The organism is Propionivibrio sp., from assembly GCF_017995515.1.
Classification (GTDB): Bacteria; Pseudomonadota; Gammaproteobacteria; order Burkholderiales; family Rhodocyclaceae; genus Propionivibrio.
Genome location: NZ_JAGOIT010000168.1, coordinates 1 through 3,944, shown reverse-complemented (window position 1 = coordinate 3,944; position 3,944 = coordinate 1). Strand labels below are relative to the sequence as shown.

3 protein-coding genes are annotated in these 3,944 nt (G+C 64.0%); 1 reads left to right on the top strand and 2 read right to left on the bottom strand.

Annotated elements, in window-relative coordinates; all coding sequences use genetic code 11:
- A partial coding sequence (locus KBA32_RS16605) for a hypothetical protein (RefSeq protein WP_294361356.1) occupies positions 1 to 420 on the top strand: 420 nt, incomplete at its 5' end.
- Between the two features lie 34 nt (positions 421 to 454).
- Here the strand turns inward: KBA32_RS16605 and KBA32_RS16600 are convergent.
- A complete protein-coding gene (locus tag KBA32_RS16600) occupies positions 455 to 1,636 on the bottom strand; it encodes an MFS transporter (RefSeq protein WP_294361354.1) in 1,182 nt (393 codons plus the stop codon).
- 346 nt (positions 1,637 to 1,982) lie between these two features.
- Positions 1,983 to 3,944, bottom strand: a 1,962-nt coding sequence (locus tag KBA32_RS16595) for an acetyl/propionyl/methylcrotonyl-CoA carboxylase subunit alpha (protein WP_294361352.1), incomplete at its 5' end; no start/stop codon positions are given.

Genomic DNA, 3,944 nt, shown 5'->3' with positions numbered 1-3,944 from the left:
GCTTCGACAGGCTCAGCCCGAACGGGAGTTGAGACTTCTTCGTGCCGGATCAATAAAGGTGCCACCTACTCGCGCCAAGAACTTGCCGAGCTATGGGGTTACGCCAGCTTTCATGCCATCGCTCGTGGGGTGGTAACCCCACGAGACGACAACAAGATCGTCCTCTTCGTCACAGAAGAAAAGCAATCGTCCGCCGAGCAATACGCTGACCGTCTGTCTGGCAAAAAACTCGAATGGGAGGGACCGACCGACCATTTTGCAGAAGATCGAATGCTCAATGCCGCCTCGACCGGTGACGAAATGCACCTATTTCATCGCGAGCGGCATCACACCGACTTCACATATTGCGGTCGCCTTGTCGTGACAAGTCATGTGTGCCGCGCTGACAAGCCGAGCCATTTCACATTCAAGGTTCGCTGAGTTTCGGCTAACTCAACGCACAGCACTCTGTCCTTCATCCCCGTTTCGTCGGCACAAACCGCGACCCGAACGCCAGCAGCGACGCGCTGACGACGATGACCGAGAGCGCGACGGTCAGCGAGGTGGCGTGGGCCAGACCGCCAATCAGCGGCGGGCCGATCATGAAGCCGGCGTAGCCGATCGAGGTGACTGAGGCGATCGCGGCGGCGCGGCTGACGCCGGGGACGCGCGTCGCGGCGCTGAGCAGGACGGGCGCGACCGGCGCCAAACCGGCGCCGACGAGAACAAAGCCGCTCAAGGCGATCCAGGCGTTGCCACTGAGCAGCACAACGGTCATGGCAACGGCAGCCGTCATACCACCGACCAGAAGCAACTTCTCTTCGGAGAAACGCGTGCGCAGATAGTCGCCAGAGAAGCGCGAGAGCGCCATCGCGGCCGAGAACGCTGCGTAGCCGAGCGCCGCCTGATCGAGCGGCATACCGACTTCCTGCTTGAGATAGAGCACGCCCCAGTCGTACATCACGCCCTCGGCAACCATGCCGGAGAGGATGAGCAGGCCAATCACCAGCAGCAAGCCGCGCGGCCAGGCAAAGTGCTCCTGCGGTTCGTCGCTCGTCGAATGCGTGATGAGCATGCCGCGCGAGGCAACGGCGACGACGACGGCGAGCACGCCGCTGATCAGCGCGAGTTGTTGCGCCGGCGGCATTCCCAGGTGCAGCAGGAAGGCGACGAGCGCAGCGCCGGCCATGCCGCCGGCGCTGAACATACCATGCAGGTTACCCATGATCGGCTTGCCGCCAACGTGTTCGAGTTCGGTGCCTTCAGCGTTGATCGAGACGTCGAACAGGCTCATCGACGCACCGAGCAGGAAGGCGATGGGAAAGGCGAAGGCAAAACCCGGCGCGTGCAGGATGGCGGCCAGCGCGGAAGCAATCAACAAGCCACCGGCGAGCGCCCCACCCCGCGCAGTCAGCTTTTCGACGACGCGCCCGACAAACATCAGAGAGAAGAGCACGCCGAACGCCACGGCGAGCAAGATCATTGACAGGCTGGCTTCGGTCAGGTCGAAATGCTGCTTGATCGACGGGACGTGCGCGCCCCAGGCACCGGACAGGATGCCGAGCGCGGCAAACTGCACGCGAGTGGACCAGCGCGCGCGGACGAGCGATCCGGTCGGGGCGTTGACGGACAGGGCGAGATCGGCGGTGTTGTTCATGGCTGAATCAGGGGTTCTTCAAAGACAGGTCACGGAGACGAAATGAAACAAAGCTTGGCTGACCCGGTACGGATGAAACAGGCGCCGACGACGCTAGGTTAAGCGCTTGCCGCCCCAGACGCCAGTCCAGGTGCTGTCAATAATCTTCAATCAACTGCAAAAAGCTTGGATCGGGGGCAAACGCGATTGATGAAACCCACGAGCAACCAGAGTGCATGCACAGCCCCACGGCCCTTGGCGACAGTGCTCCGCTACTGGATGCCGGCTTTCGCCGGCATGACGGCGACTCCCGGACTCACCGGGCCGCGCCCCGGCGCTGGCGTGCGCCGGAACGACAACGCCCGACTCAGGCGAACTCTATGATCACCTGGTCAACGGCCAGACTCTCGCCCGGTTGCGCAACGACGCGCTTGACCACGGCGTCCTTCTCGGCCTTCAGGATATTTTCCATCTTCATCGCCTCGATGATGCCGAGACGCTCGCCGGCGCGCACCTTTTGCCCTTCGTGCACCGCAACCTCGCGCAGCAGGCCGGGCATCGGCGAGAGCAGGAACTTCGACATGTCCGGCGCCGCCTTGAGCGGCATCAGCGCGAGCAAGCGGTCGGCCTTGGCGGTCATCACGATCGCCTTGACCTGCTTGCCGAAGTGGCTGATGCGGTAGTCCAGCCCGGAACGCTCGATCTGCAGGCAGATCGCCTGGCCGTTGCAGGTACCGTTGAAGACGAGGTCGCGGAATTGCCAGTCGGAGACGATGTCGTAGCGCTTGCCTTCGCAGACGATCGAATAGCCACCTTCGATCTCGCCGAGCGTCATCGGGTAATGCGTCTCACCGATGAAGACGACCCAGTTCTGCCCGACCTTGCGCGGGTGCCCGCCCATCTGGCCGCCGATCTGCACGGCGCGGTCGATGTAGCGGCGGCGCGCGAAGGCGGCGACGGCGGCGAGCAGCGCCGGATCGTCGTGCGGCACGTCGGCGGCGACGAAGCCGTTCGGGTACTCCTCGGCAATGAAGGCCGTCGTAAAGATGCCGGAGACGAAGCGCGGATGCTGCATCAGCGCCGCCTGGAACGGGATGTTCGCGCTGACGCCGCGGATCAGGAAGGCGTTGAGCGCGTCGCGCATGCGCTCTAGCGCCTGCTGCCGCGTGTCGCCGTGGCAGATCAGCTTGGCGATCATCGAGTCGTAGTGCATCGAGATTTCGCCGCCTTCGTAGACGCCGGTATCGACGCGCACCTCGCCGCTCTCGGTCGGCGGCGGCTGGAAGCGCGTGATGCGACCGGTCGACGGCAGGAAGCCGCGGAACGGGTCTTCGGCGTTGATCCGACACTCGATCGCCCAGCCCTGCGGCTGGATGTCGTCCTGTTTGAGCGAGAGCGGCTCACCGGCGGCGACGCGGATCATCTGCTCGACGAGGTCGAGCCCGGTGATCATCTCGGTGACCGGGTGCTCGACCTGCAGGCGCGTGTTCATTTCGAGGAAGTAGAACGACTTGTCCGAACCGACGACGAACTCGACGGTGCCGGCGCTCTGGTACTTCACGGCCTTGGCCAGCGCCACGGCCTGCTCGCCCATCGCCTTGCGGATCGTCGCGTCGATGAACGGCGACGGCGCTTCCTCGACGACCTTCTGGTGACGGCGCTGGATCGAGCACTCGCGCTCAAGCAGGTAGACGGTATTGCCGTGCGCGTCACCGAGGACCTGAATCTCGATGTGATGCGGGCCTTCGACGAATTTCTCGATGAACACACGATCGTCGCCAAAGCTGGCGCGCGCTTCATTGCGGCAGGAGTCAAAGCCCTCCGCCGCCTCGGCGTCGTTGCGCGCCACGCGCAGCCCCTTGCCGCCACCGCCAGCCGAGGCCTTGATCATCACGGGGTAACCGATGCCCTTGGCAATTTCAACGGCCTGCGCCGAATCGGCGATCGCGTCGTTGTAGCCGGGAATCGTGTTGACGCCCGCGGCAATCGCCAGCTTCTTCGATTCGATCTTGTCGCCCATCGCGGCGACCGAGTAGTGCTTGGGGCCGATGAAGACGATGCCGTTCTCTTCCAGCCGACGCGAGAACTCCTGGTTCTCGGAAAGGAAACCGTAGCCCGGATGGACTGCTTCCGCACCGGTCTGCTTGCACGCATCGATGATCTTGTCGATGGCGAGATAGGAGTCCTTCGACGGCGGCGGGCCGATGCACACCGCCTCGTCGGCCGAGAGCACGTGCAGCGCGTCGCGGTCGGCCTCCGAATAGACCGCGACGGTGGCGATGCCCATGCGCTTCGCCGTCTTGATGACGCGGCAAGCGATCTCGCCGCG

Coding starts and splice junctions, on each gene's coding strand:
- KBA32_RS16600 (WP_294361354.1), bottom strand. CDS start 1,636: ATGAACAACACCGCCGATCTCGCCCTGTCCGTCAACGCCCCGACCGGA.